Source organism: Kribbella kalugense (genome assembly GCF_004365875.1).
In the GTDB taxonomy this organism is placed as follows: Bacteria; Actinomycetota; Actinomycetes; order Propionibacteriales; family Kribbellaceae; genus Kribbella; species Kribbella kalugense.
In genome coordinates this window covers 2,719,033-2,742,584 of sequence record NZ_SODF01000002.1, presented here as the reverse complement: position 1 = coordinate 2,742,584, position 23,552 = coordinate 2,719,033, and the positions used below count along the sequence as shown (strand labels likewise).

Genomic DNA, 23,552 nt, shown 5'->3' with positions numbered 1-23,552 from the left:
CATGTTCCGCCTCGCCGTCACCACCCTGCGGTACCGGACCGCGGCCTTCCTCGCGATCTTCATCGCGGTCCTGCTCGGCGGCGCGCTACTCAGCGCGGCCGGCGGCCTGCTCGAGACCGGCCTGCGCCTGAACGCCCCACCCCAACGCCTCGCCGCCGCCCCGATCATCGTCACCGGCGACCCCGCCTACCACCCACCCAACGGCAGCGGCTCCGCAGCGTTCCCGGAACGCCACCGCGTACACCCAGACCTGACCACCAAACTCGCCAGCACCCCAGGCGTGGCCAAGACAATCGCCGACGGCTCCTTCCCGGCGGAGGTCAACTTGACTTCGCCGACGGCGGATGAACTGCCGGGCCATACCAAACCGTTTGGTACGGCGCTTGCCGGGCACGGTTGGTCGGCAGCGGGGCTGACGCCGTACGGGCTGACCGCAGGACGGGCCCCGCGCAGCGGGCAGGTCGTCCTGGATGAGCGGCTGGCGGGATCAGCCAAGCCCGGTGACCACGTGACCGTGACCGTCGGCGGCGAGCCCCGGACCTACACGCTCGCCGGGATCGCAGCCGCCCAGCACCAGGTCGACGTACCCGCAGTGTTCTTCGCGGATGCGGATGTGCCTGTCGGCGTGGATGCGATCGGAGTGTTCCCCTCGGACGGTACGTCGGCTCGCGACCTGGCGAAGCGGCTCGAGCTCCCCACCGGTGTGAAGGCGTACACGGGCGACGATCGCGGTGTCGCTGAGTTCCAGGGGATCGCGACGAGTCTGCCGTTGATCATCATGTCCGGCGTCTTCGGTGGGATGGTGGCTGTGGTGATGGCGCTCGTCGTTTCGGCGACGATCGGCCTGTCGGTCCGGCAACGTCGCCGTGAGCTGGCGTTGCTGCGGGCAAGCGGCGCGACCCCGCGGCAGGTCGGCAAGATGGTGATCGCCGAGACGATGACGGTCGGTCTGATCGGCCTGGCACTCGGCCTGCTATGCGGTCGGTTCGCCGGCACCTGGATCTTCGGCATGCTGGCCGACGGCGGCATCGTGCCCTCGCAGCTCCGCTTCGACCAGGGCCCGCTCCCGTTCGCCGGCGCGGCGATCCTGACCTTCCTGGTACTGCGGATCACTGTCGGATTCGCAGCCGGCCGGGCGTCCCGGATCCGTCCGATCCAGGCCCTCGCGGAGGCCGCCGTACCCAACGTGGCACTCAGCCGGATCCGCGTCATCATCGGCCTGGTCTTCGCCGGAGCCACCGTCGCGATCGCCCTGTCGACACCGTTCATGGGTCCGGCCAACGCTGCCGCGATCGGCGGCCCGGCCGGTCTCACCGGCTCGATCGCCACCGCGATCCTGGCCCCGCTGGTGATCCAACGCGCACTCATCCCACGGATCACGCGACTCGTCGAGCAGCGCGGTACCAGCGGAGTCCTGGCCGTGATCAACCTGCGCGTACGCGCGGTGCAGTTCGGCGCGATCCTGATCCCGATCACGATCGCCACGGCGATTGCCATCGGCAACATCTACTCGCAGACCACCCAACAGAAGGCAGCTGTCGACGCCTTCACCGGCAACCTGGCCGGCGACGTGGTCATCACCGGCGGCATCCCCGCATCCCTCACCAAGGCCGCGAGCTCCCTGCCCGGCGTCACCGCCTCGTCCGAACTCGTCCGCAGCAAGGGCTGGATCGAGGAGCCGTACGACACCTCACACACCAGCGACGCCTGGCCGCTGCTCGGTCTGAGCGGCCCGATCTACAAAGACAAGGTGACCAAGGGTTCGCTGGACGACCTGACCGGTGACACAGTCGCGTTGCCACCCGGTACGGCGAAGAAGCTCAAGGTCGACGTCGGCTCGGAGATCGGACTGCGGCTGGGCGACGACGCACTGGTCAAGGTCAAGGTGGTCGCGCTCGCCGAGGGACCATCCGGCTACGAGTCCCTCCTACTCCCCGCGCAACTACTGGCCTCCCACACAACGACAGGCCTGCCGAGTCAGCTCGTGCTGAAGACCAACGAGAAGCTGCACCCGGACCTCTCGAAGTGGCCTGGTACGACGATCGGTGGGCGTGAACTGCTCGCCGACGGGTTGGACACCGGGCTCGGAGTGGACGCGTGGATCGCGTACCTGCTGGCAGCGATCGCGGTCGCGTACACGGCGATCGCCTCGGTCAATACGATCGCTGTCGCAGTGCTGGACCGACGCCGGGAGTTCGGGCTGCAGAGGTTGACCGGGTCGACGAGGCGTGACGTGTTGCGGATGCTGGGGCTGGAGGGCCTGCTGATCGCGGGGTTGGGTCTGGTGACCGGCTTGATCACGGCCGCGTTCACCGTGCTGCCGATCGCGCTGGCGACCCGCGGCTGGCCGATCCCGTCCGGCCCGGTCTGGATCCTGCTCGCCTGGATCGCCGTCGTACTGCTCCTGGTCGTCCCGACGGTCGCCATCGCAGGCCGGATCGCGATGCGACCCAAGCCGATGGACGCCCTCAGCTCAGCCGTCGGCTGACTCGCCCGGCTCGACCCAGGCGTAGTTGCCGTCCTCGAGGCGGATCACCTGATGACCGGCGGCGAGGTGGCGGACGTCGTCGGTCTCGACCACACCCGCGGCCGGGCCGGCGATGTCCACGACGATCGCGGCCGCGCCTTCCTGGATCGCCGCGGTCGCGATCAGCTGCGTCTGGGCCGGCATCGGGCGAGCATCGGGGCTCCACGCGGCCAGGCTCTCGGTGCTGGTGAACGCGAGCAACGCGTTCCGCCCGTCCTGTCCCTGGAGCAGCGCGACGGCCATGTCCGACGTCTTGTCGTGCGCCAGCCCCTTGTCGTCGTGCTCGACCTCGCCGAGCACCGCCACCACCGGAACCAGCAGTCGGGCCTGCGTCAGCGCCGCGAGTACCGCTCCCCCGTTACTCTCCGCCAGGGCGGTCGCCAGCGCAGGATCCGCCGACCCGTCGTCGTTGTCGAACCCGGTGAAGGCCAAGCGCTTCTCTGGTTCCATAGCCACATCATTGTCCGGACTGCCAAACCATCACAATCGCGCCCCATCGGCCCCGCCACGCCTGAGCCGGGGGTCAGGGTCCCGGTTGTGATGGCCTGGCGGTCCGCAATCGAGCTTTCAGGGTCCTGTCAGGGCTGTTCCCCTCTTGGTTCCGGGCGGGACTGTGCGAGCCTGGGTATGTGCCTGACTTCAACGATTTGACGCTGCTGCCGTTCTGCGTTGGCCTCACGCTGCTCGGTCTGATCGGCTCGTGGTTCGCCTGGCGGCGACGCGGGGTGGCGGCCGGCACGCGCGGTGTGGCCTGGTCCCTGCTGCCGGTCTCGCTGTATCTGACCGGTCTGCTGGAGCTGGTCTGGGATGTGGTCCGCTCGACGGTGAGCTGGGTCACGCACCTGATCTTCTCGCCCACCGTCTGGGCAGGCGCTGCGCTGTTCGGCGTCTCGGTGGTGCTGTACGTCGTCTCCGGCCTGGCCCGCAGCCGTCGTGGCGACACCCCGAAGGCACAGAAATCGAAGCCCGCGGGTGAGCTGACCGCGACAGGTCCCGCACCTGCCTCGGCCACCACATCAAATGCGGCCAAAGCTGCCAAGCCGTCAAAGGGGAAGGCGAAGCAGCAGGATTCGTCGGAGTTCGACGAGATCGAGGACATTCTGAAGCGCCATGGAATCAACTGACACGTCCGCTGACCACGGATCGCCCCTGACCATCGACTCGCTGCTGGACAACGTCCAGGCCGGCTCGCCTCAACTGGGCCGGACCAGACTGATCGGCATCGACGGACCTGCCGGTTCCGGCAAGACCACCGTCGCCGCACACCTGCAGGCCCGGGCGGAAGCCCGCGACCTGAACACCTACGTCATCCACATGGACGACCTGTACGACGGCTGGACCGGAGCCGAGCGTGGATTCGGTCTGCTCCGCGACCACGTGCTGCAACGGCTCGCGGACGGTCGTGAAGGCCGGTACCGCCGCTACGACTGGTACGCCGGTGCGTACGCCGAGCTCCACGTCGTACCGAACACTGTGGACCTGCTGATCGTCGAAGGCGTCACATCCTGCGACCGGGACGCGGCCCACTGGCAGTCGTTGCGACTGTGGGTCGAGACCTCGAACGAGGTCCGCCTGGATCGCGGCATCGACCGCGACGGCGAGGCTCTCCGGGACCACTGGCTGGAGTGGATGCGCTGGGAGCGCGACCATTTCGCCGAGCAGGCGACCCGTTCGCGCGCCCACGTGATCATCGACGGCGACCCGACCGTCCCGTTCAACCCGGCTATCGAGCTCGTCACGAAGTCGGTGGCGCTACCGCCTCACGACTCCGCCGCTTCCTGAATCCCGTCCCAGGACCAGCGCGGGATGGCGAGGTCGTCCGGGATGACCTCGTCGTTGTGCTGGTACATCGGCGTGAAGGTGGCCCAGGCGAAGTAGTCGTGCAGGACCTGGCGAAGCCGGGGATCGGTGAGGTCGATATCGGTCATCGCCTGGTCGAAGCAGGCGATCGCGAGCCGGTTCATCTCGTCGTGTTCGCCGTTCCCGCTGTGCCGGCGCTCCACCGACGCCTCGTCGCCGTACACCCCGGTGTAGGCCTGCGGTCCGCCGAGGGCCTCGGTCCAGTACGCCGCCAGCCGCTCGACATGATCAGGCTCGATCGGTGGGTGGAACGCGTGGCTGACGATCTCGTCGGCCATCACCCGCTCGTGCCAGGCTCGCGCCAGCGCCAGCATGCCCTCGGACCCACCCGCCGCTTCGTAAACGGTCTCCATGGGCTCAGTCTGCTGCATCGACGCCAGCCGGTCACGGGCGTGAGCGCGTTCCGGTTCGGATCCGGCCAGCGTCAGAGCACGTTCGTACGCCGCGGTTGCCTCGGGCAAACGTCCGAGCCGGTGCAGCAGGTCGGCCCGGGCCAGGGCGAACGGGTGATAGTCCCGCAGCCGCGGCTCGTCGGCCAGCTCGTCGAACAAGGCCAGTCCGGCCTCGAAGCCGTCCCGCATCGCGACCGCGGCCGCACGGTTGAGCGCGACCACCGGCGACGGGTCCAGCTCGAGCAGTACGTCGTACAGCGCGACGATCTGCGGCCAGTCGGTGCCGGTGAAGTCGACGGCCTCGTCGTGGAGGGCGGCGATCGCGGCCTGGACGGAGTACGGTCCGGCGGGGCCGCCGGTGAGTGCGGTGACCACCAGCTCGCGGCCCTCTTCGATCATCGAGTGGTCCCAGCGGCGGCGGTCCTGATCCTCGAGCAGGATCACCGAGCCGTCCGGCCCGGTGCGGGCGTCGCGGCGGGCGTGGATCAGCAGCATCAGGGCGAGTAGGCCGGTGACCTCGTGCTCGGCGGGGAGCAGTCGGTGCAGGATTCGGGCCAGCCGGATCGCTTCCTCGGCCAGGTCGAGCCGCTGCAGGTACGGTCCGGAGCTGGCGGCGTACCCCTCGGTGAAGACGGAGTAGATGACCTGCAGTACGCCGGGCAGTCGCTCCGGCAGCTCGTCCGGGCCGGGGACGCGGAACGGGATCCGTGCCTCCCGGATCTTCTTCTTCGCCCGGACGATCCGTTTGGCCATCGTCGCGGCCGGGACCAGGAACGCCCGCGCGACCTCCGGCGTGGTCAGACCGGCCAGACAGCGCAGCGTCAGCGCACCCCGGTCTTCGGCGGCGAGCGCGGGATGGGCGCAGGTGAAGAACAGCTGCAACCGTTCGTCCGGCAACTCGTCCCCGGTCGACTGCGGTGCCTCGCGGTCCATGTCGACCTGCAGTACGGCGAGCTTCGCGGCGTACACCTGGTCGCGTCGGAGCCGATCGACCGCCTTCCGTCGGGCTGTGGTCATCAGCCAGCCGCCCGGGTTCGGCGGCACACCGTCGACCGGCCAGCGGACCAGCGCCGCCTCGATCGCCTCCGAAGTGACCTCCTCAGCCAGGTCGAGGTCCCCGAACCGCCGGGCGAGCGCAGCCAGCAACCGGCCCCGCTCCTCCCGGAACACCGCCTCGACCTGGTCCATCGTCACGCCCCCGGGAACTCCGCGACCGGCCGCACCACGACCGACCCACCGCCGCGCGAACCCGGGCACTTCGCCGCCCAGTCCAGCGCGACGTCCAGATCCGGTACGTCGATCACGTAGATCCCACCGAGCACCTCTCGGGTCTCGGCGAACGGTCCATCGGTCACGGTCCGCTTGCCGTCGTTGGCCACCTGGACCCGGGTCGCGGTCACCAAGTCGGCGAGCGACTCGGACGCGACCACCACCCCGGACTCGGTGATCTCCTTGTCGAACCGCATCCAGTCCTCCGGCTCACATCCGACCGGCGCGTTCTCCGGGTCGAGCTCTCCGGCGTTGATCAGCAGCAGGTATTTCATCGGTGCCTCCTGTCAGCGTGTTTACAGCATCACCACGAATGGGTTCGCCCGGGATGGACAGGGTCCGTCAGGATTGGACCATGAATGTTTTGCCATCAGGCGAGCAGTGGACGATCCGCGGCGGCGGGTACGAGGCGACCGTGGTCAGCGTCGGCGGTGGGCTGCGCGGGCTCACGTACGACGGCCGCCCGGTCCTGCTCGGGTACGGCGAGGACGAGGCGGCGCATGCGGGCATCGGGCAGCACCTGTTCCCGTGGCCGAACCGGATCACCGACGGGAAGTACACGTTCGAGGGCGTCGCGCAGCAGCTGTACCTGACCGAACCGGCCCGGCAGAACGCGATCCACGGGCTGACCCGGTGGGCGAACTGGCTGCGGGTGGACGACGGCTCGGATCCGGCCGCGCTCGTGGTCGGGAACCGCCTCCACGGCCAGCCCGGGTACCTGCACCAGCTCGATCTCCGGCTGGACTACCGGTTGGACGACGGGCTCACCGTGACGGCGACCGCGACCAACGTCGGCGCTGACAACGCGCCGTACGGCTACGGCGCTCACCCCTACCTGTCCGTCGGACGCGCCATCGACGAGTGCGTGCTCGAGTTCACCGCCTCCGACCGCCTTGAAGTGTCCGCAGACCGCATGCAACCGATCGGCCTCACGCCGGTCGCCGACTCGCCGTACGACTTCAGCACCGGCCGACTGATCGGATCGACCTCGATCGACCACGCCTTCACCGGGTTGGACGGCGCGTGGTCGGTCTCGCTGACCGATCCCGACAGCGGCGCCCGGTCGGTCCTGACCAGCGACACCCCGTGGATGCAGCTGTTCACCGGTGAGGCCGTCGGGCGTACGGCGCTGGCCGTCGAGCCGATGACGTGCCCACCGGACGCGTTCATCACGGGTCAGGACCTGGTCGTCCTGAAGCCCGGCGAGTCCCACACGACTAGCTTTGCGGTGGCCGTTTAGCTCCGGCGCCGTGGTCGCGAGCCACCGCCGCGAGTTCCTTCGCGGCGCGGCTCGCCCGGGATCCCTCCGCGGCCTGGATCGCGAGGATGCCGATCCGGTTGCCATCGGCATCGAACAGCTGCAGCCACGCGTCGCCCGAGCGGAACCGCAGTCCGCTGATCTCCGACCACTTCAGCGAGTACGACTTGAACACGTTCCGCACCTGCAACCCGTCGGCGTACGCCGTCACTCGCAAGGTGATCATCCGGTACAGGATCCACAGGATCGCCCCGAAGAAGGCCAGCAAGGTGAGCCGCTGGAACCAGCTGAACGTGTCCCTGGAGTCCGCCGGCAACCGGAACCAGATCACCCCGAACACCGCGATCAGCGACAGGCCCATCACCCCCGCCATCAGCGGGAGGACCCGCGGATAGAAGGTGAAGAGCCGGTCGGTCATTTCAGAGGGCATCGTGAACCCCTGCGCCGTCGCGAGCAGGTGCTCGGCGGAGTGCCTCGGTGCGCTGGAGGGAGGGTTTCGATGCGGAGCATCGTGACCCTCGCTCCAGTGCGGCGAGGTGCCCGCCGAGTGCCGCGCAGTAGGCGCAGGGGTTCACGATGCCCTCTAAATCCGACAGGCGTGGATGTCCGTTGTGAGGATGGCACGGGCGCCCACCTCCCACAGCTGGTCCATCAGGCGCTGCGCCTCGGCGCGCTTGACCATCACCCGGACGGCGACCCAGCCCTGCCGGTGCAGCGGGGAGATCGTCGGCGACTCCAGGCCGGGTGCGACCGCGGTCGCGGCGTCGACGGCCTCGGCGCGGATGTCGTAGTCCATCATCACGTAGTTCCGCGCGATCAGGACGCCCTCGAGCCGGCGGACCAGCTGGTGCATGCCGTTCGCCGGGGTGTCGACGCCGTGCCGCTTGATCAGCACCGCCTCCGACTGGAGGATCGGCTCCCCGAACACCTCGAGTCCGGCCTGGCGCAGCGTCGTACCGGTCTCCACCACATCGGCGATCACGTCTGCGACACCCAGCTGGACGGCCGACTCGACCGCGCCGTCCAGGCGGACCACGGCGGCGTCGATCCCGTTCTCGGCCAGGTGGTCCTGCAGCACCCCGGCGTACGACGTGGCAATGCGCTTGCCCGCCAGGTCCTTCACCGAGTCCGCGACCCCGGGCCGCCCAGCGAACCGGAACGTGGACGAGCCGAACCCGAGGCCCATGATCACGTCCGCGTCCGCGTGCGAGTCGAGCACCAGATCACGGCCGGAGATGCCGACGTCGAGCGTGCCCTCGCCGACGTACACGGCGATGTCACGCGGGCGGAGGTAGTAGAACTCGACCTCGTTGGCCGAGTCGGTGAGGGTGAGGTCCTTCGTGGTCCGGCGCTGTTTGTAGCCGGCCTCGACCAGCATCTCGGTGGCGGCTTCGCTCAGCGAGCCCTTGTTCGGTACTGCGACGCGCAGCATGGCGACTGCCCTTTCTGGGGGTGTGAACCGGTGATCTGTGGATGCGCTCCTACAGATGTCGGTACACGTCGTCGAGCTCCAGGCCGAGCGCGTGCATCATCACCTGAGCATGGTAGAAGAGCTGCGACAGCTCCTCCGCAGCCCGCTCCTTGCCCTCGTACTCGGCTGCCATCCAGGACTCGGCGGCCTCTTCGACCAGCTTCTTGCCGATCGTGTGCACGCCGGCGTCCAGCGCCGCCACGGTGCCGGAACCCTCCGGCCGCGTCCGCGCCTTCTCACCCAGCTCGGCAAACAGCTCCTCAAAACTCTTCATCGCGCGCCCCAGCCTACGGGGCCTGCCCGCCGTCCCCATCCCCAGGTCCGCTACCCGGACTCCGCCAGCGCCTCGGACAGCCGGCGCGGCGGCGAGTGGGCGTCCACGTAGTACGCGTGCCGCTCGGACAGGAGCTGCTTGACCATGGCGTAGTCGATGCCGTCGTCTGCGGTGCGGAGGTGGTACGGCGGCGGGTAGAACGCGTCGCCGAGCAGAGCGACACCATCGGAGACTGCGATCAGGGAGTCAGGCGCGTGCTTCCCGCCGACATGACGCAGTACGACGCCTGTGGGCAGCGTGAGCTGGTCGTCGAAGGTCTGGTCCGGGAGGACGATCCGGAAGTCGGTCCAGTCGGGTACGGCGAGGGCGCGAGCGCGGAAGCTCGGACCGAGCTTGGGGTTGGCCTCGACCTGGTCGTGCAGATAGCGGTGGCTCCAGGGACGCTGGGCCTCGGTTGTGAGGATGTCGGTGGCCGCCGAATGGGCGACGACCGTGAGGTCGGGCCAGGCGCAGGCGCCCCAGGTGTGGTCCCAGTGGTGGTGGGTGTAGACGAGCCACTTCGGCGCGGGCAGCCCGGCCGCGGCGATCGCCGTCCGGATCGCTCGCGCGTGCTCGGGGCTGTTGCCGGCGTCGACGAGTACGGAGCCGCGGTCGTCGGCGATCACCGCGACGGACGGGCGGATCGCGTCCGGGTCGGGGTCGTGCGGGTAGAGCCAGACCCGGCCGGTCAGGTGCTCGAGCATGTGGCCGACGATATCCGCATGCAGAATCCCCGGAGAGTCCGCGACCTCGGCGTCGTCGTCGGCACCCTGCCCACCGGTCCGCTCAACGCGATCACCGACGTACCCGGGGTGCTGGTCGGCCAGACCACGATCACCGGCGACGGCCTGAACACCGGCGTCACCGCGATCGTGCCCGAGGGGTACGCCGGCACGCTTCCGGCAGCTGTTGCTGTCGGCAACGGGTACGGCAAGCTGATCGGCACGACGCAGGTCGACGAGCTCGGGGTGATCGAGACGCCGATCCTGCTCACCGGCACGCTCAGCACGTTCCGCGTCGCGGACGCCCTGCTGAGTTGGCTGCTCGAACGCAACCCAACCGCCACCAGCCTCAACCCGATCGTCGGCGAAACCAACGACGGCTACCTCTCCGACATCCGCCGCCGCCCGATCACCCCCGACCACGTCTACGCAGCCCTGGACACAGCCTCGTCCGACCTCCCGGCCGAGGGATGCGTCGGAGCCGGCACCGGCACGGGCGCCCTGGGCTTCAAGGCCGGCATCGGCACCGCTTCCCGTACTCTCCCCGCCGGAACTGTCGGAGCGATCGTGCAAGCGAACTTCTCCGGACTACTCACAGTGCTGGGCAATCCGATCCCCGCTCAGCCGATCGATGCCGACGGCAACTCCTGCATGATCGTGGTCGCGACCGATCTCCCCCTCGACTCCCGCCAGCTCGGTCGCCTCGCCCGGCGCGCGATCTTCGCGATGGGCCGCGTCGGCTCCGACTTCGCCCCCGGCAGCGGCGACTACGCGATCGCCTTCACCACCAGCCGTACGCCGACCTACCAGGACCACGACCTTCGTACGCCGTTCCAAGCCGTCACCGAGTCCGTCGAAGAGGCTCTCCTCAACTCCCTCACGATGGCGCAAACCACGACCGGCTACGAGAACCGCACCGTCCGCGCCGTACCCCACGACCTGATCAGCCGTGGACCTCAGCAGGCACCTTCGAGACTGCCTTGATCTGCCGCCGCTGACTGCCGACGATCAGTACGCCGAAGGCGAGCAAAGCCACCACGGTCCGGACAGCGTGGGCCAACTGCCACCGGTCCCGGACGGAGGACCAGTCGCTCGGCGGATTCTGCACTGACCAGGACGTCTGGTCGGAGTTGATCGGCAGGTTGATCACGAAGGTCGTCACGAACACGACCACCAGCAATGCAACAGCCGACAGCACAATCTGCCGATCGATCCCCTTGACCCGGAACGCGAGCACCACCGCAGTGATCATTGCCGGGATCAACGTTGCCGACGCCAACTTGTCCAACGAGTCCAGCTCCACCAACCGCACTTGCGTGTAGACAGTCCCGTTGAACCCTCGCAGCGAGTTCTCGAGCACCAACACAGCCAGCAGAAATCCGGCGAACAGTCCGCTGAAGAGCAGGCTCACGGAGCGCACGAACCGCGTCATCAGTACGCCACCCCGACCGGCTGACCGACGGTCGCCGGGTCGTCGATGACCGCGAGCATCAGGTGCGCCACGTCCGCACGCGAGACGAGGTACCCCTTCGGGACGGTGCCCCCGACGAATGTGCGGTAGTGACCGGTCAGCCGCTTGTTGTTGAGCTTCGGCGGCCGGACGATCCGCCAGTCCAGGCCGCTGCTCATGATCTCGGCTTCCATCAGGCGAAGGTCGGCGTACACGTCGGCCGCGAAGGCGTTGATCATCGGGTAGACCACCCGCCGGTTGAGGAAGCTCTCGTCCGGTGGGACCGGTCCGAGCGGCGCCGCGCTTACCGCGACAAACCGCCGTACACCGGACGCCTTCATTGCGGCCAGGATCGACCGCGTGCTGCTCGACGCGACCGGACCGTCCTTGCGGCCGCGCGCTCCCACCGCGGAGATGACCGCCGTACTGCCGTCCATCGCTTCTCTGAGCGGCTCCTCGGCGTCCAAACCGGGCACCCGAACCACGTCCAGCGACGGATGCTCGACCTCGAACGTCGACGACGTCCGAACCACCGCCGTCACCTTGTGCCCCGCATCGAGTGCCTGCCGTACGACGTGGCCGCCGATCCCGCCCGTCGCGCCGAACACCGTGATCCTCATCCGCCCGCCTCCTGATCTGATTCTCATATAGTACGAGAATCATAATATATGAGACAAGAACAGATGGCTTCAGGTGTAGAGATCGAGCAGGGCACGGCCGAGATCGGCCAGTTCAGCCCGCAGTTCAGTGGGTTCCAGCACCTCCAAAGCCGCTCCGAACCGGCTCAGCGTGGCCGCCGCGTTCGGGACCGACTCGATCGGGATCGTCACCACGACGCTCCCGTCGGGCTCCGGCTCGGCCGCCGCCACCGCCTTGACCAGGCTCGGGAACGAGACGTCGTACATCCGCGCGGCCAGCCCCGCCGAGACCCGTACGACTGCCTCGGCGGTGAGACGGACCCGGTCGAATCCGTCCAGGTGCTCGCGCCAGTAGTCCGACAGGTTGAAGTCCGCGGCCCGCTCGAACTCGTCCTCGGTCGGCGTCAACTCGAGGATGTTCGACACGCGGTACGTGCGCAGTCCGCCGGGGGTCGCGCCGACGACGTACCAGCTGCCGTTCTTGAGGACGAGACCGTACGGCTCCAGGACGCGCTCGACCTCGCGCGGCTCCTCCCAGCGGCGATACAGCACGTTGACCCGACGGTCGTGGAGGACAGCGTCGGCGACGGCCGCGAGATGCGGTGAGTCCTCGGCGTCCTGGTACCAGGCGGGCAGGTCGAGGTGGAAGCGGTTCTTCAGCCGACCGGCCCGATCCCGCTGGTCCGGAGCGAGAGCGGCGAGCAGCTTGAGCTCGGCCCCGCTCGTCTCGGCGGTCAGCCCGAAGGCCGCGGCCGCACCCGGCAGGCCGACCAGGAAGAGAGCGGCCGACTCCTGCTCGGTCAGTCCGGTCAGCCTGGTCCGGTAGCCCTCCACCAGTCGATAACCGCCGGCCCGGCCCTGATCGGCGTACACCGGGACGCCGGCGGCCGCGAGCGCCTCGACGTCGCGGTAGATGGTCCGCAGCGAGACCTCGAGCTCGTCGGCGAGCTCACGCGCGGTCAACTGCCGGCGCGTCTGCAGCAACAGCAGGATCGACAACAGCCGGCTCGAACGCATGGTCCGAGGTTAGCCCGAAACACTGCCATGGACTGTCAGGTATACCGGCGAAGCTTGCCGGTATGACGACTTGGACCAAGGCGACCGGCGACTTCGACTTCCTCAACGGGTACTTCGACGTCCGGCACCGGACCCTGAAGCAGGCCTTCGCCGGCTGCGACGAGTGGCTGGAGTACGACGGCACCACGACCGCGCGCACGTACTTCGACGGGCAGATCAGCATCGACGAGATGCGGTTCCCGACGAAGGGGTCGTACGGCCTGTCGCTGCGACTGTTCGACCCGGTGGCCGAAGAGTGGAGCATCTGGTGGATCAACAGCACGACGATGCAGCTGTACCCGCCGGTGCGGGGTGGCTGGTCGGAGGACGGCAAGACCTGCCGGCTGGTCGGCGAGGACTCGCTGGACGGGTTCCCGATCCTGTGCAGCTACGAATGGTCGGACATCACCGAGCAGACCGCGCACTGGGAGCAGGCCTACTCGAGCGACGGCGGCAAGACCTGGGAAACCAACTGGACCATGGACTTCACCCGGCGAGACACTCCGCCGCCGGCTCTCGACGTACCGAAGGTCACCGACGACTTCGACTTCCTCGTCGGCCGCTGGTCCTTCCACAACCTCCGCCGGCGGCCGATGCTCGGCGAGCCGGCCGAGTGGTACGAAATGGACGCGACGGTGGAGGTCACGACGTACTTCGACGGCGCCATCAGCTTCGACGAGGGCTGGTTCCCGACCGAGGGGTTCCGCGGCGCCACCTTCCGGATCTACAGCCCGGACACGAAGACCTGGGCGATCCACTGGATCAACAGCCTCCGCGGCAACCTGGAGACTCCCGTCATCGGCTCCTTCCGCGACGGCGTCGGCACCTTCGAAGGCCCCGACTTCATCGAAGGCCAGCCTGTTGACGTCCGCTTCCTCTGGACGCCCGGCACCGACAAAGCCTCCTGGGAACAGTCCTTCTCCACCGACGGCGGCAAGACCTGGCTGCCGAACTGGCACATGAACCACACGCGCATCTCCTAGGCCGCATCTCCTAGGAACGGGCTCCTCGGCGGGGGCGAGTAGGGTCGCCCCCGTCCGCGCTTCCCGACGCCACGTGGAGGATCCGCATGAGCACCGTCCTGGTCACCGGAGCATCAGGCATCGCCGGACGGGAGGTCTCCCGACGGCTCGCCGCGGCGGGCCACCACGTGCGCCGGGCGGACGTTATCCCCTCGCCTGATCCCGCGGACCTCGGCGAGTTCGTGCGCTGCGACACCCGCACGCCGACCGACGTGCTCGAGGCGGTGGAAGGTTGCGATGCGGTCGTGCACCTCGCGGCCTGGCACAACGCCCACCGCCCCGGCGTCAGCGACGCGACGATCTTCGCGGTCAACGTCGACGGCACGTTCAACGTCGTACAGGCGTGCCGTGCGGCCGGCATCCAGAGCGTCGTCTTCGCGTCCTCGATGGCGTACGGCTGGGGCAGCGTCTACAGCGTCACCAAGGTCCTCGGCGAGGACCTGTGGAAGATGTACCAGGAGACCACCGGGGCCTCGGTCGCGCTCCTGCGCTACCACGGCTTCGTGCCCGAGCCCTACCTGCGCTGGGGCGAGCGGCTCCTGCGCAACGGCGTCGACGTCCGCGACATTGCGACCGCAACGGCTGCCGCGACCGAGGCCGCGCTCGCGCACCGCTTCGACCTGTTCCGCACGATCGTGCACAGCGACCACGGCATGCCGGAGGAGGTCCGCGCCGACTTCGCCAAGCGCGGTGCCGAGTGGTCGGAATCGCGGCTGCCGGGCGCAGCGGCATTGATCGAACGCCACGGGATCGCGCTACCGGACAGCGTCGAGCAGCACGACCTCAGCGAGGCGGCCGACCTGCTCGGCTGGCGCCCGGAGCACGACTTCATCGAATTCCTCGCCGACCTGAAGCGCCGCGACGCAGCAGGCGAAGACGTCGCCGCACTCTGGGCCCCAGGAGGTCTACAACTCGCGGATCGCTAGGAGGGTGGACAGGGCGGCCTGGGTTGCCTCATAGCCCTTGTCTTCGCGGCTGTCGGGGAGGCCGGCGCGGTCGAGGGCCTGGGGGTCGTTGTCGCAGGTGAGTACGCCGAAGCCGACCGGGACGCCGGTCGTGACGCCGACCTGCATCAGCCCCTCGGTCGCGGCCTGGCAGACGTACTCGAAGTGCGGTGTGTCGCCCCGGATGACCACGCCGAGGGCCACCACCGCGTCGTACCCGGACTTTGCCGCATGCAACGAGGCCACCGGGAGCTCGAAGGATCCAGGCACGCGTACGACGGTGTGCTCGGTGACGCCGGAGTCGTCGAGCGCGCGGAGGGCACCGGCCAGCAGGCCGTCGGTGACCTTGGGGTGCCACTGGGCGACGACGATCGCGACGCGCGCGCCTTCGACCCGGGGGACCTCGATGGTGGGTGCTCCGCTACCGGACATCAGCCGGCTCCGTTCTCTTCAGCCAGGACGGCGTGACCCATGCGGTCTCGTTTGGTCCGCAGGTACCGCAGGTTGTGTTCGGTCGGGTCGATGGAGATGCCGCGCCGCTCGACCACGTCGATGCCGTAGCCCTGGACGCCGGCCAGCTTGTCCGGGTTGTTCGTCAGCAGGCGCACCTCCTTAACGCCCAGATCGGCCAGGATCTGCGCGCCGGTGCCGTAGTCGCGAGCGTCCGCGGGCAGCCCGAGATCGAGGTTCGCGTCGACCGTGTCCCGGCCGGCGTCCTGTAGCTCGTACGCCTGCAGCTTGTGCAGCAGCCCGATCCCGCGGCCCTCGTGACCGCGCAGGTACACCACCACACCGCCTTCAGCCGCGACCTGCCGCATCGCCTCGTCCAGCTGCGGTCCGCAGTCGCAGCGCAGCGATCCGAACACGTCCCCGGTCAGGCATTCGGAGTGCAGCCGGACCAACGTCGGCCCGTCCCCGATCTCGCCGCGAACCAGCGCCAGCTGCTCCGACCCGTCCACCGTGTTCCGGTAGCCGTGGGCAACAAAATCGCCATACTGCGTGGGCAATGTGGTCGTCGCGACCCGCTCGATCTGGGACTCGGTACGACGCCTGTAGCGGATCAGGTCGTCGATCGACACGAGTACCAACCCGTGCTCGTCGGCGAACGTCCGCAGCTCGACACCACGCTTCATCGTGCCGTCGTCGTTCACCAGCTCGGAAATCACCGCGGTCGGTGTCAACCCGGCCAGCCGGGCCAGGTCGATCGACGCCTCGGTGTGCCCGGGCCGGACGAGTACGCCGCCCTCACGCCCGCGCAGCGGGAACACGTGCCCTGGCTGCACCAGGTCGTACGACTCCGAGGCCGAGTCCGCCAGCACCCGAATGGTCCGGGTCCGGTCGGCCGCGGAGATGCCGGTGCTGATCCCGTCCCGCGCATCGACCGAGATCGTGTACGCCGTCCGCATCCGCTCCCGGTTGTGCGGCGTCATCAGCGGGATGCCGAGCCGGTCCAGCTCCGCACCCTCCATCGGCACACACACCACGCCCGAGCTGTAGCGGATCAAGAACGCCAGCAGGTCCGGCGTCGCCTTGGACGCGGCGAAGATCAGGTCGCCCTCGTTCTCGCGGTCTTCGTCGTCGACCACGATCACCGGCCGCCCGGCCCGGATCTCGTCGATCGCGTGCTCGATCGTGTCGAGCTTCAGCACGTCACCCATGTCAACCCACCACCACTGATTCGGGCGTGTCGACCCGCTCCTCGTTCTGGATCTTCCACCAGGAAGCGAATCCGATCACGCAGAACAGCCCGTAGACGACGTACATCGTCGCCGACGGATAGAACTTCGCCTGCACCAGCAGCGGTACGCCGACAACGTCGACAGCCACCCAGATCAGCCAGAACTCGACGAACCCACGCGCCATCCCGTACGTCGCCAGGATCGAACCGGTCAGGATCCACGCGTCCCACTGCGGACCCCAGGATCCGAGGCCCTTCAGGACGAAGTACGCGATCGCGTAGAGCACGACACCGATCCCGAGCAGCTCGATCCGCTCGCGCGTGGTCGCCCACCGCGGCTGGACGCCCTTCGCGGCGCCGTGGTGACGGGTCTGGTACCAGCGGTACCAGCCGTACAGGCTGACGATCGCGAAGAACACCTGCCGGCCGGCCTGGCCCCAGAGGTCCTTGTCCTGGGGGGTGTCGAAGATCCCACCGACGAACACCGTGAACAGCAAGACGTTGCCGACGATGCCGACCGGCCACGCGGACACCAGCCGGCGCATGCCGAACAGGGCGCTGGCCAGACCGAACACGTTGCCGACGATCTCCCGGACGAGCACCGGCGACCCGGCGATCGTCACCTGGGAGTGCAACAGCCAGTCGATCGGGTTCACTGCACGCCTCCGTTGTCCCTCACGTTGCCTCCGGCAAGTAGTCTCTCTACGTATTTGGCGATCACGTCGACCTCGAGGTTGACGGTGTCGCCGACCTTGTTGCGGCCGAGAACCGTCAGTTCCAGCGTGGTCGGGATCAGGCTGATCCCGAACGAGCCGGTCGCGTCGTCGACATCGGTCACGGTCAGCGAGACCCCGTCGACCGCGATCGAACCCTTCTCGGCGACGTACCTGAGGATTTCCGGCGTCGTCGCGACGCGGACGTCTTCCCAGTGCTCACCCGGGCTGCGCGAGGCGATCGTGCCGGTGCCGTCGACGTGCCCCTGGACGATGTGCCCGCCGAGGCGGGCGTGCGCGGTGACAGCACGCTCCAGGTTGACTGTTGAGCCCTTCTCCAGGCCGCCGAGGCTTGTGCGCTGCAAGGTCTCGCGCATGACGTCGGCGGTGAACAAGCCATCGCCGTACTCGACCACCGTCAGGCAACAGCCGTTGACCGCGATCGAGTCGCCGTGGCCGGCGTCCCCGGTCACCTTCGGCCCGCGAATGGTGAGCCGCGCGGCGTCGCCGTCGAGCAGGTCAAGGGACTCGACCGTGCCGAGTTCTTCGATGATGCCGGTGAACATCTACTTTCCTCCCAGAGGAACCAGGGTCAACCGGACGTCATCGCCCAACCGGGTGACGTCCGCTAGCTTGAACCGCCGAAGGTGGTCGATAGATTCCGCGCCGAGATCGCCGACCGCGCCGTACCCGGAGCCGAGCACTGCCGGCGCCACGTACGCGACAATCTGGTCGACCAGCCCGGCACGCAGGAACGCGGCGGCCAGCGTCGGGCCGCCCTCGAGCCAGAGGTGCCGGATCTGCCGGTCGTCCAGCTGCCGGAGAACCTCGGCGGGATCATGAGTCGGCAGCAGCAACGTCTCCGCGCGGTCGTTGCGTACCCGCGCGGTCGGCGGGATCTCCCGGTCGCCGACGACAACCCGGAGCGGCTGCCGCGCCGCGGGTACGTCGTCCTCGTCGCGGACCGTCAGCTCGGGGTCGTCGTCCAGCACGGTCTGGGTGCCGACGGCAATCGCATCGCACTCCGCGCGCAGCCGGTGTACGTCGGCGCGCGCGATCGGACCGGTGATCCACTTGCTGGTCCCGTCCGGCGCCGCGGAACGTCCGTCCAACGTGGTCGCGAACTTCCACGTGACGAACGGCCGGCCGACCCGGACGCTGTGCAGCCAGACGTTGTTGACCGCTTCGGCCTCGGTCCGCAGTACGCCTTCGACGACCTCGATGTTCTTGCTGGCCAGCTTCTCGGCACCGCCCGCGGCGGTCCTGTTCGGGTCCGGAACGGCGTACACGACGCGGGCGATCCCCGCCTCGATCAGCGCATCAGCACACGGACCGGTCCGGCCGGTGTGATTGCAGGGCTCCAGCGTGACGTACGCCGTACCGCCACGGGCTCGTGCTCCCGCCATCCGGAGCGCCTCGACCTCGGCATGCGGGCCACCGGCAACGGCATGGAAGCCTTCGCCGACCGGATGCCCGTCCCGGCCGGTGACGACACAACCGACCACCGGGTTCGGATGGGTGCTGCCGACACCTCTGGCGGCCAACTCGACCGCACGTCGCATCCAGGCGACATCAATCGGCGACGCGTCGCTCACAGCTCACTGGTCCCTCATCGTCACGGACGCACTACCGGGGTCTCGTGACGACCGACGCCCACGCTCCGCCGTCCGGGCCTCGCCGTACGCCGCATGACGCGCGCACGCCCGACCGGACGTCAGAGCGCACCCGCCGACCGCGTGCGCCTCCCATCCGGACTTTCACCGTCGGTCCCGGAATTCCACCAGGTCAACCAGCCGCCAAACCGCAACGGCCGGGTCGCGGACTATTACCGCCGGCTCGGAATTACACCGACCCCGGAGCACGCGAGTGGGTTCACTCGTGCCCCAAGTATGCCCTCCCCCGCAACCCCCACCACGACCCAGGTCACATCCTGGTCACCTCGTGGGTCAGCGGAGCAGGAGCCAAGCGGCGGCGCCAAGCAGTCCAACCGCCCCGGCGAAGCTCACACCAGCCGTCCAGCGCAACACCCGTCCCGTGGGAACCCGATCCGCTCGCGAAGCTTTGGTTGAGTCGGCCGGCCCGATCAGGCCCGTTGGGCGGGTCGGCCCGGCCTGGCTGGTCGGGCGGACTGGGCTGGGCGAGCTGGTTGGGCCGGTCGGGGACCAGGTGGGCGGCAGCGGCGGGAGCTGGTCGAACACCTCTGGCGGGTCGGGCTCGTCGGCCCAGGGAGCGATGCCTGCGGGCGGGAGTACGCCGACGCTGGCGAGCAGGCGCCCGGCCTCACTCGCGGATCCGGGACGATCGGCCGGGTCAGCCGCCGTACTCCGGCGGATGAATTCGCCGAGCGGCCCGTCGACGGCTGGGACCTTGCCGTCCACGCCAGGACGTTCGCCGGTCAGCAGTTCGGCCGCGACGGCTCCGACGGCGTACAGGTCCTGGCGTGGATCCGGGTCGGCACCGGCCAACTGCTCAGGGGCGAGGTATCCCGGCGTACCGAGGACCGTGCTGTTCCGAGTCATCCGCGGCTCGTCGACCAGACCCGCGACACCGAAGTCGGACAGCCGCAGATGCGGTTGCGCCGTACCCGTCACGTCGAGCAAGAGGTTGGCCGGTTTCACATCCCGATGCACAACGCCCGCAGCGTGAACAGCGGACAGTCCATGGAGCAGTTGATCGAGCAGAACGGCGACGTACGACTCGGGCAATGGCCCGTGATCACCGAGCAACGTCGCGACCGACCCGCCCCGCACCAACTCCATCGCGAACACGACCTTGTCGTCATCCGCCGCCCACCCGTGTGGCGCCACCACGTGCGGGTGCTCGATCCGCAACGACTGCTCCCGAACGAACCGCAGCAGCGCCGCCGCATCATGCTGCCCGAGCACCTTCGCCGCCACGTACGCCGACCGCCGCAGATCCCACGCCCGCCAGACCGACCCCATCCCGCCGGTCCCGACGAGATCGATCAGCCGATACCGCCCTGCAAACGCCTCCACCCGCAAGAAACTACCGCCCCACCCATCCACCAACCCAAACGCCACAGCATCTGCAGACACCGCCACGGGTTCCTAGTGGGTGAAGGCCCCGGGCAGCCGACTGGTGCCCGGGGCCTTCGTGGTCGTTCGCTTACCCTGCGCCGGTGGCTCACCGGCGCAGGGTTGCGAACTGTTGGTTACTGGTAGGGCTGCTGTGGCGGCTGTTGGCCGCCCTGGTTCGGGTACTGCGGGCGACCCTGGTTCGGGTGCTGCGGGCCACCGTGGTTCGGGTGCTGCGGGCCGGCCTGGTTCGGGTGCTGCTGCCAACCTCCGGCGCTCGGCTGGATGACGGCAGGCTTCCTGCGGAGGCGGAGCACCGCGAACACACCGATCAGCAGAAGCAGCGCGCCACCTCCACCAAGGCCCGCGATCAGCCCGATCGGAGTGCCATCGTCCGAGTCGTCGTTGCCCTGGACCGGCCCGCCGGCCTCAGTCTTGTCACCGCCGCTGCCAGGGCTGGCGGACTCCGAGGGCTCCGCGGTCGGCGACGGCGTCACCGAGTCGCCCGAGACCGGCGCCGCGCCGTCGACGTACTCCGGCTTGCCTGTACCGGCCGTTCCCTGCACGCCGACCGTCAGCGTCATCGGGACGGTGAACGCCGTGTCCTCCGCCTTCCTGGACAAGGACACCGCGAGGTAGTACTCCCCGGGCGTGGCTGTACCGGTGTCCTCGTTGTTCGGGCCCTCACGATTCATGTACCGAATCTCTTTCATCGTGACCGCCTGGTTGACACCCCGCTTCGTCAGCACGCCGCGCTTGCCGCCAGGCTGCCCCGGCACCTGCTTCGGGAAGACCGAGAACGACTCCTCACCGGTCGGCGAGATCACCGCGGTGTCGAGATAGCGGACGATCCCCAACGCCTCGGCGGTAGCACCGGACAGCGCAGGCACCGTCACCTGAGCCTGAATCCGCTGCCCCCAGTCCGCCTTGATCTTGTACAGCTGCAGCTCCCCCGGCATCAGCGTCGTTTTGTAGCTGCCAGGCTGCAGCAGCGGCGCATCCGGGAAGCTCGAACCAGGAACGATCTCGCGTGGGGTGGAGCCTGCCATCGGCGCCCAGACCGGGTTGCCGGCCCGAGCCGGCAGGGTCGTCGTCGAGGTGACCGGCGGCTCCTCGTCGACCCGAAGCTCGAACGGAACGTTCGCGATCTCCCGGAAGTCCTTCCCCGGGTCGATCGTCAGCACCAACTGGTCGGCCGCTGCGCACGCCTCCTGCTTGTACTTCGACCAACTCGACGCCGAACCCGTCGCGAACCCAAGGTCACCCTCCTGGATCCTCGGGTACGCGCGGCCGCAGTCCTCACCGTCAGGCGTCGACAAGTGGACCTCTGTCTGGATCACCAGGCTGGTGGCACCCTCAGGCCGCCGGAAGCTGACCCCGGCCCGCACCGTCGAGCCTGCGATCGTCCGCTTGATCAGGTAGTGCTTCACCTTGTCAGCCAGGTCGAACGTGTCCGAGTAGTGGCCTGGGGCAACTACAGGCGCACCGGCCGACTGCGGTTCGCCGTGGACCGGCGTACCGGAGATGCGGAACGGGCGGAACGCGCGAGTGGACAGTCTGTCCAGACCGGCCTCGAGGTCGATTGTGGAGTCCGCGTCGTAGTAGTCGCCACGGCCTTCGCGGGCGATGCACTGCAGGTCGCTACGGGCCTTGCCTGCGACCCGGAAGCCAACCACGTCGATCTTCAGGTCGATGCCTTGCTTGGCGATCGACTTCGCCACCACACACGGGTCTGGAGTGCAGGTCTCTTCGCCGTCGGACACCAGCACGATGGTGCGCTGGCCGCTCGCGCCGAGGTCTTTGGCCGCCTGCTGTAGCGAGTACGCGATCGGGGTCTCGCCGTACGGCTTGTACTTGGCGATCGCGGCTTGCAACTGCGGGCGGTTGTTCGTGCCGATCGGGACGGTCAACTGCGTATCGGTGCATGCACCGGCCTGAGTGCGTTTGAACACGGTCGCGCCGTACACCCGCAGGCCGACCTCGGCCTCCGCGGGCAGCTTGGTCACCACGCTCTTGAGCGCGGTCCTAGCCGCCGCGATCTTGGTCTGGCCGTCGCCGGCCGGCTCCTTCATCGAGCCGGACGAGTCGAGCACCAGTACCAGTTTGCCGCTGCCCGGATCGGGGTCGGCCTGGGCGGTTCCAGCGGTCAGGCCGGCCAGCAACCCGGTCAGCACGAGCGTCACAATCGCCCACGCTCCGGGGCGGCGGTGTCCCTGCAGAGCCGTCATCGTTTCCTCCAGTGAGATTCGCTGTCGCAAACACTCCCAGTTTGCGATAGCAAATGTCAACCCAGTTTTGGGATCTCGATTGGCCGTCGGGTCGACTGGATATTTGCGATCGCAACTGCGAAGATGTTTGCAGTTGGCCACGCACGGCGGCCGGCGAAAGGGGACACGAGATGGACCAGACAGCGCACAACCTGCAGCAGCAGATCGAGATGTACGGCGAGACGCTGGGTGAAGTCGTCCGGCGGGTGACCGGGCCGCTGAGCCTGACCCAAGGCGGTCTCGCGCAGGTGATCGGAATGTCGGCGCCGATGCTGTCGCAACTGATGAGCGCGCAACGGGTCAAGATCGGCAACCCCGCGGTGGTGTCACGCCTGCGAGCCGTCTCCGATCTCGCGGACCTGGCCATCGCCAACGAGATCGCCGAACACGAGATCCCCCACGAGCTCGACCGGATCCGTGCCGCCACTGGTGCCTACAACACCCACCCCACCACCGCCCAAATGCCACGAGCAGCCGCCCAGACCGCCGGTCAGCCCGGACAACTTGGACAGCCCGGTCAGCCCGGTCAGCCCGGTCAGCCCGGTCAGCCCGGTCAGCCCGCCGTCCCGGCCGTCACGTTCGCGACGCCCGCGGAGCTGTCAGCCGGCCTGCCAACGGGTCAGGCCTGGCCGTCCGCGGTCCGGCATGAAGTCCCGGTGACCACGCCCCCATCCGCGCGGGTCGTCGTACGAGAGATCCAGGACCTGTTCCGGGAAGTCGCGTCCGCCGAGGAGATCCAGCGAGCCGCCGCTGCAGCCGCCACCGAATCCCCCGCGATCGCCGACTTACTCCTCGCCTACGGCACCGGCCGCACCGCCGAAGCCCTAGCCCACTACGAAAAACACCACGGCTGACTGGCGGAGCGGCGTGCCCGGCGACGCCTTCATATAGCACGAGCCGAGTAGACATTCTCTGCTGTCTCATCCTTTGTCGACGT

General features: G+C 68.6%; 25 protein-coding genes and 1 riboswitch. Of the genes, 8 read left to right on the top strand and 17 right to left on the bottom strand.

Annotated features, from left to right (window positions below):
* Window position 1: 1 nt before the first annotated feature.
* Complete coding sequence (locus EV650_RS31045; protein WP_134122498.1) at window positions 2-2,488, top strand: FtsX-like permease family protein; 2,487 nt, start codon at window positions 2-4, stop codon at window positions 2,486-2,488.
* Here the strand turns inward: EV650_RS31045 and EV650_RS31040 are convergent.
* Entirely contained in the window at window positions 2,474-2,977 is a 504-nt protein-coding gene (locus tag EV650_RS31040; RefSeq protein WP_134122497.1) for an SseB family protein, read from the bottom strand. The two genes, EV650_RS31045 and EV650_RS31040, sit on opposite strands and share 15 nt — an antisense overlap.
* A 179-nt stretch (window positions 2,978-3,156) precedes the next feature.
* On the opposite strand from EV650_RS31040, the gene EV650_RS31035 reads away from it, so the two are divergent.
* A complete protein-coding gene (locus tag EV650_RS31035) occupies window positions 3,157-3,651 on the top strand; it encodes a hypothetical protein (protein WP_134122496.1) in 495 nt (164 codons plus the stop codon).
* Window positions 3,638-4,309: a uridine kinase family protein gene (locus EV650_RS31030; protein WP_134122495.1), complete on the top strand. Its 672-nt coding sequence runs from the start codon at window positions 3,638-3,640 to the stop codon at window positions 4,307-4,309. Before EV650_RS31035 ends, EV650_RS31030 begins: the two co-directional genes overlap by 14 nt.
* On the opposite strand, the gene EV650_RS31025 is transcribed toward EV650_RS31030, so the two are convergent.
* Both EV650_RS31025 and EV650_RS31020 read right to left on the bottom strand, forming a co-directional pair.
* The gene (locus EV650_RS31025) at window positions 4,288-5,967 is read right to left on the bottom strand and encodes a DUF6596 domain-containing protein (RefSeq protein ID WP_369409969.1); all 1,680 of its coding nucleotides are present in this window, start codon (window positions 5,965-5,967) and stop codon (window positions 4,288-4,290) included. The genes EV650_RS31030 and EV650_RS31025 overlap by 22 nt on opposite strands.
* A 2-nt stretch (window positions 5,968-5,969) precedes the next feature.
* On the bottom strand, window positions 5,970-6,323 hold the full coding sequence (locus tag EV650_RS31020; RefSeq protein ID WP_134122493.1) for a YciI family protein: 354 nt from the start codon (window positions 6,321-6,323) through the stop codon (window positions 5,970-5,972).
* An 80-nt stretch (window positions 6,324-6,403) separates the two neighbouring features.
* Here EV650_RS31020 and EV650_RS31015 point away from each other — a divergent pair, with 80 nt between their 5' ends.
* The gene (locus EV650_RS31015; RefSeq protein WP_134122492.1) at window positions 6,404-7,288 is read left to right on the top strand and encodes an aldose 1-epimerase family protein; all 885 of its coding nucleotides are present in this window, start codon (window positions 6,404-6,406) and stop codon (window positions 7,286-7,288) included.
* Here EV650_RS31015 and EV650_RS31010 read toward each other — a convergent pair.
* The 4 genes from EV650_RS31010 to EV650_RS30995 form a co-directional block, all read right to left on the bottom strand.
* A complete protein-coding gene (locus tag EV650_RS31010) occupies window positions 7,266-7,724 on the bottom strand; it encodes a PH domain-containing protein (protein ID WP_134122491.1) in 459 nt (152 codons plus the stop codon). The genes EV650_RS31015 and EV650_RS31010 overlap by 23 nt on opposite strands.
* Window positions 7,725-7,889: 165 nt before the next feature.
* Window positions 7,890-8,738, bottom strand: a complete 849-nt coding sequence (hisG, locus tag EV650_RS31005) for an ATP phosphoribosyltransferase (protein WP_134122490.1) — start codon at window positions 8,736-8,738, stop codon at window positions 7,890-7,892.
* Between the two features lie 49 nt (window positions 8,739-8,787).
* The gene (locus EV650_RS31000) at window positions 8,788-9,051 is read right to left on the bottom strand and encodes a phosphoribosyl-ATP diphosphatase (RefSeq protein WP_134122489.1); all 264 of its coding nucleotides are present in this window, start codon (window positions 9,049-9,051) and stop codon (window positions 8,788-8,790) included.
* Between the two features lie 50 nt (window positions 9,052-9,101).
* Window positions 9,102-9,794, bottom strand: a complete 693-nt coding sequence (locus EV650_RS30995) for an MBL fold metallo-hydrolase (protein WP_134122488.1) — start codon at window positions 9,792-9,794, stop codon at window positions 9,102-9,104.
* A gap of 18 nt (window positions 9,795-9,812) precedes the next feature.
* Between EV650_RS30995 and EV650_RS30990 the strand changes: the two genes are divergently transcribed.
* Window positions 9,813-10,796, top strand: a complete 984-nt coding sequence (locus tag EV650_RS30990) for a P1 family peptidase (protein WP_134122487.1) — start codon at window positions 9,813-9,815, stop codon at window positions 10,794-10,796.
* Here the strand turns inward: EV650_RS30990 and EV650_RS30985 are convergent.
* From EV650_RS30985 to EV650_RS30975, 3 genes are all read right to left on the bottom strand, one after another.
* Window positions 10,756-11,244 (bottom strand): anthrone oxygenase family protein, encoded by a 489-nt coding sequence (locus tag EV650_RS30985; RefSeq protein WP_134122486.1) that lies wholly within the window; start codon window positions 11,242-11,244, stop codon window positions 10,756-10,758. The genes EV650_RS30990 and EV650_RS30985 overlap by 41 nt on opposite strands.
* On the bottom strand, window positions 11,244-11,882 hold the full coding sequence (locus tag EV650_RS30980) for an NAD(P)-dependent oxidoreductase (RefSeq protein WP_134122485.1): 639 nt from the start codon (window positions 11,880-11,882) through the stop codon (window positions 11,244-11,246). The genes EV650_RS30985 and EV650_RS30980 overlap by 1 nt, the downstream gene beginning before the upstream one ends.
* A 69-nt stretch (window positions 11,883-11,951) precedes the next feature.
* Window positions 11,952-12,917, bottom strand: coding sequence for a helix-turn-helix transcriptional regulator (locus EV650_RS30975; RefSeq protein WP_134122484.1), 966 nt, complete (start codon window positions 12,915-12,917; stop codon window positions 11,952-11,954).
* Window positions 12,918-12,979: 62 nt separating this feature from the next.
* Here EV650_RS30975 and EV650_RS40770 point away from each other — a divergent pair, with 62 nt between their 5' ends.
* Both EV650_RS40770 and EV650_RS30965 read left to right on the top strand, forming a co-directional pair.
* Entirely contained in the window at window positions 12,980-13,939 is a 960-nt protein-coding gene (locus EV650_RS40770) for a hypothetical protein (RefSeq protein WP_202875003.1), read from the top strand.
* An 86-nt stretch (window positions 13,940-14,025) separates the two neighbouring features.
* Window positions 14,026-14,904, top strand: a complete 879-nt coding sequence (locus EV650_RS30965; protein ID WP_134122483.1) for an NAD-dependent epimerase/dehydratase family protein — start codon at window positions 14,026-14,028, stop codon at window positions 14,902-14,904.
* On the opposite strand, the gene ribH is transcribed toward EV650_RS30965, so the two are convergent.
* The 7 genes from ribH to EV650_RS30930 form a co-directional block, all read right to left on the bottom strand.
* Window positions 14,884-15,354 (bottom strand): 6,7-dimethyl-8-ribityllumazine synthase, encoded by a 471-nt coding sequence (gene ribH / locus EV650_RS30960; RefSeq protein WP_134122482.1) that lies wholly within the window; start codon window positions 15,352-15,354, stop codon window positions 14,884-14,886. The genes EV650_RS30965 and ribH overlap by 21 nt on opposite strands.
* Window positions 15,354-16,580 carry a bifunctional 3,4-dihydroxy-2-butanone-4-phosphate synthase/GTP cyclohydrolase II gene (locus EV650_RS30955; RefSeq protein WP_134122481.1) on the bottom strand — a complete coding sequence of 409 codons (1,227 nt, stop codon included), beginning with the start codon at window positions 16,578-16,580 and terminating at the stop codon, window positions 15,354-15,356. The genes ribH and EV650_RS30955 overlap by 1 nt, the downstream gene beginning before the upstream one ends.
* A gap of 1 nt (window position 16,581) precedes the next feature.
* Window positions 16,582-17,256, bottom strand: coding sequence for a nicotinamide riboside transporter PnuC (pnuC, locus tag EV650_RS30950; protein ID WP_134122480.1), 675 nt, complete (start codon window positions 17,254-17,256; stop codon window positions 16,582-16,584).
* A complete protein-coding gene (locus EV650_RS30945; protein ID WP_134122479.1) occupies window positions 17,253-17,879 on the bottom strand; it encodes a riboflavin synthase in 627 nt (208 codons plus the stop codon). The genes pnuC and EV650_RS30945 overlap by 4 nt, the downstream gene beginning before the upstream one ends.
* Entirely contained in the window at window positions 17,880-18,908 is a 1,029-nt protein-coding gene (gene ribD / locus EV650_RS30940; RefSeq protein ID WP_134122478.1) for a bifunctional diaminohydroxyphosphoribosylaminopyrimidine deaminase/5-amino-6-(5-phosphoribosylamino)uracil reductase RibD, read from the bottom strand.
* A 138-nt stretch (window positions 18,909-19,046) separates the two neighbouring features.
* Window positions 19,047-19,178: riboswitch (FMN riboswitch) on the bottom strand.
* A gap of 81 nt (window positions 19,179-19,259) precedes the next feature.
* Window positions 19,260-20,309, bottom strand: a complete 1,050-nt coding sequence (locus EV650_RS30935) for a serine/threonine-protein kinase (RefSeq protein ID WP_238174551.1) — start codon at window positions 20,307-20,309, stop codon at window positions 19,260-19,262.
* A 176-nt stretch (window positions 20,310-20,485) separates the two neighbouring features.
* A complete protein-coding gene (locus EV650_RS30930; protein ID WP_134122477.1) occupies window positions 20,486-22,576 on the bottom strand; it encodes a vWA domain-containing protein in 2,091 nt (696 codons plus the stop codon).
* A 170-nt stretch (window positions 22,577-22,746) separates the two neighbouring features.
* On the opposite strand from EV650_RS30930, the gene EV650_RS40765 reads away from it, so the two are divergent.
* The gene (locus EV650_RS40765) at window positions 22,747-23,469 is read left to right on the top strand and encodes a DNA-binding protein (RefSeq protein ID WP_202875001.1); all 723 of its coding nucleotides are present in this window, start codon (window positions 22,747-22,749) and stop codon (window positions 23,467-23,469) included.
* The last annotated feature ends 83 nt before the right edge of the window (window positions 23,470-23,552 follow it).

Excerpts from the sequence above, each read along its gene's own strand:
- EV650_RS31045 (WP_134122498.1), top strand. The coding sequence starts at position 2 with ATGTTCCGCCTCGCCGTCACCACCCTGCGGTACCGGACCGCGGCCTTC.
- EV650_RS31040 (WP_134122497.1), bottom strand. The coding sequence starts at position 2,977 with ATGGAACCAGAGAAGCGCTTGGCCTTCACCGGGTTCGACAACGACGAC.
- EV650_RS31030 (WP_134122495.1), top strand. The coding sequence starts at position 3,638 with ATGGAATCAACTGACACGTCCGCTGACCACGGATCGCCCCTGACCATC.
- EV650_RS31025 (WP_369409969.1), bottom strand. The coding sequence starts at position 5,967 with ATGGACCAGGTCGAGGCGGTGTTCCGGGAGGAGCGGGGCCGGTTGCTG.
- EV650_RS31020 (WP_134122493.1), bottom strand. The coding sequence starts at position 6,323 with ATGAAATACCTGCTGCTGATCAACGCCGGAGAGCTCGACCCGGAGAAC.
- EV650_RS31015 (WP_134122492.1), top strand. The coding sequence starts at position 6,404 with ATGAATGTTTTGCCATCAGGCGAGCAGTGGACGATCCGCGGCGGCGGG.
- EV650_RS31010 (WP_134122491.1), bottom strand. The coding sequence starts at position 7,724 with ATGACCGACCGGCTCTTCACCTTCTATCCGCGGGTCCTCCCGCTGATG.
- hisG (WP_134122490.1), bottom strand. The coding sequence starts at position 8,738 with ATGCTGCGCGTCGCAGTACCGAACAAGGGCTCGCTGAGCGAAGCCGCC.
- EV650_RS31000 (WP_134122489.1), bottom strand. The coding sequence starts at position 9,051 with ATGAAGAGTTTTGAGGAGCTGTTTGCCGAGCTGGGTGAGAAGGCGCGG.
- EV650_RS30995 (WP_134122488.1), bottom strand. The coding sequence starts at position 9,794 with ATGCTCGAGCACCTGACCGGCCGGGTCTGGCTCTACCCGCACGACCCC.
- EV650_RS30990 (WP_134122487.1), top strand. The coding sequence starts at position 9,813 with ATGCAGAATCCCCGGAGAGTCCGCGACCTCGGCGTCGTCGTCGGCACC.
- EV650_RS30985 (WP_134122486.1), bottom strand. The coding sequence starts at position 11,244 with ATGACGCGGTTCGTGCGCTCCGTGAGCCTGCTCTTCAGCGGACTGTTC.
- EV650_RS30980 (WP_134122485.1), bottom strand. The coding sequence starts at position 11,882 with ATGAGGATCACGGTGTTCGGCGCGACGGGCGGGATCGGCGGCCACGTC.
- EV650_RS30975 (WP_134122484.1), bottom strand. The coding sequence starts at position 12,917 with ATGCGTTCGAGCCGGCTGTTGTCGATCCTGCTGTTGCTGCAGACGCGC.
- EV650_RS40770 (WP_202875003.1), top strand. The coding sequence starts at position 12,980 with ATGACGACTTGGACCAAGGCGACCGGCGACTTCGACTTCCTCAACGGG.
- EV650_RS30965 (WP_134122483.1), top strand. The coding sequence starts at position 14,026 with ATGAGCACCGTCCTGGTCACCGGAGCATCAGGCATCGCCGGACGGGAG.
- ribH (WP_134122482.1), bottom strand. The coding sequence starts at position 15,354 with ATGTCCGGTAGCGGAGCACCCACCATCGAGGTCCCCCGGGTCGAAGGC.
- EV650_RS30955 (WP_134122481.1), bottom strand. The coding sequence starts at position 16,580 with ATGGGTGACGTGCTGAAGCTCGACACGATCGAGCACGCGATCGACGAG.
- EV650_RS30945 (WP_134122479.1), bottom strand. The coding sequence starts at position 17,879 with ATGTTCACCGGCATCATCGAAGAACTCGGCACGGTCGAGTCCCTTGAC.
- EV650_RS30930 (WP_134122477.1), bottom strand. The coding sequence starts at position 22,576 with ATGACGGCTCTGCAGGGACACCGCCGCCCCGGAGCGTGGGCGATTGTG.
- EV650_RS40765 (WP_202875001.1), top strand. The coding sequence starts at position 22,747 with ATGGACCAGACAGCGCACAACCTGCAGCAGCAGATCGAGATGTACGGC.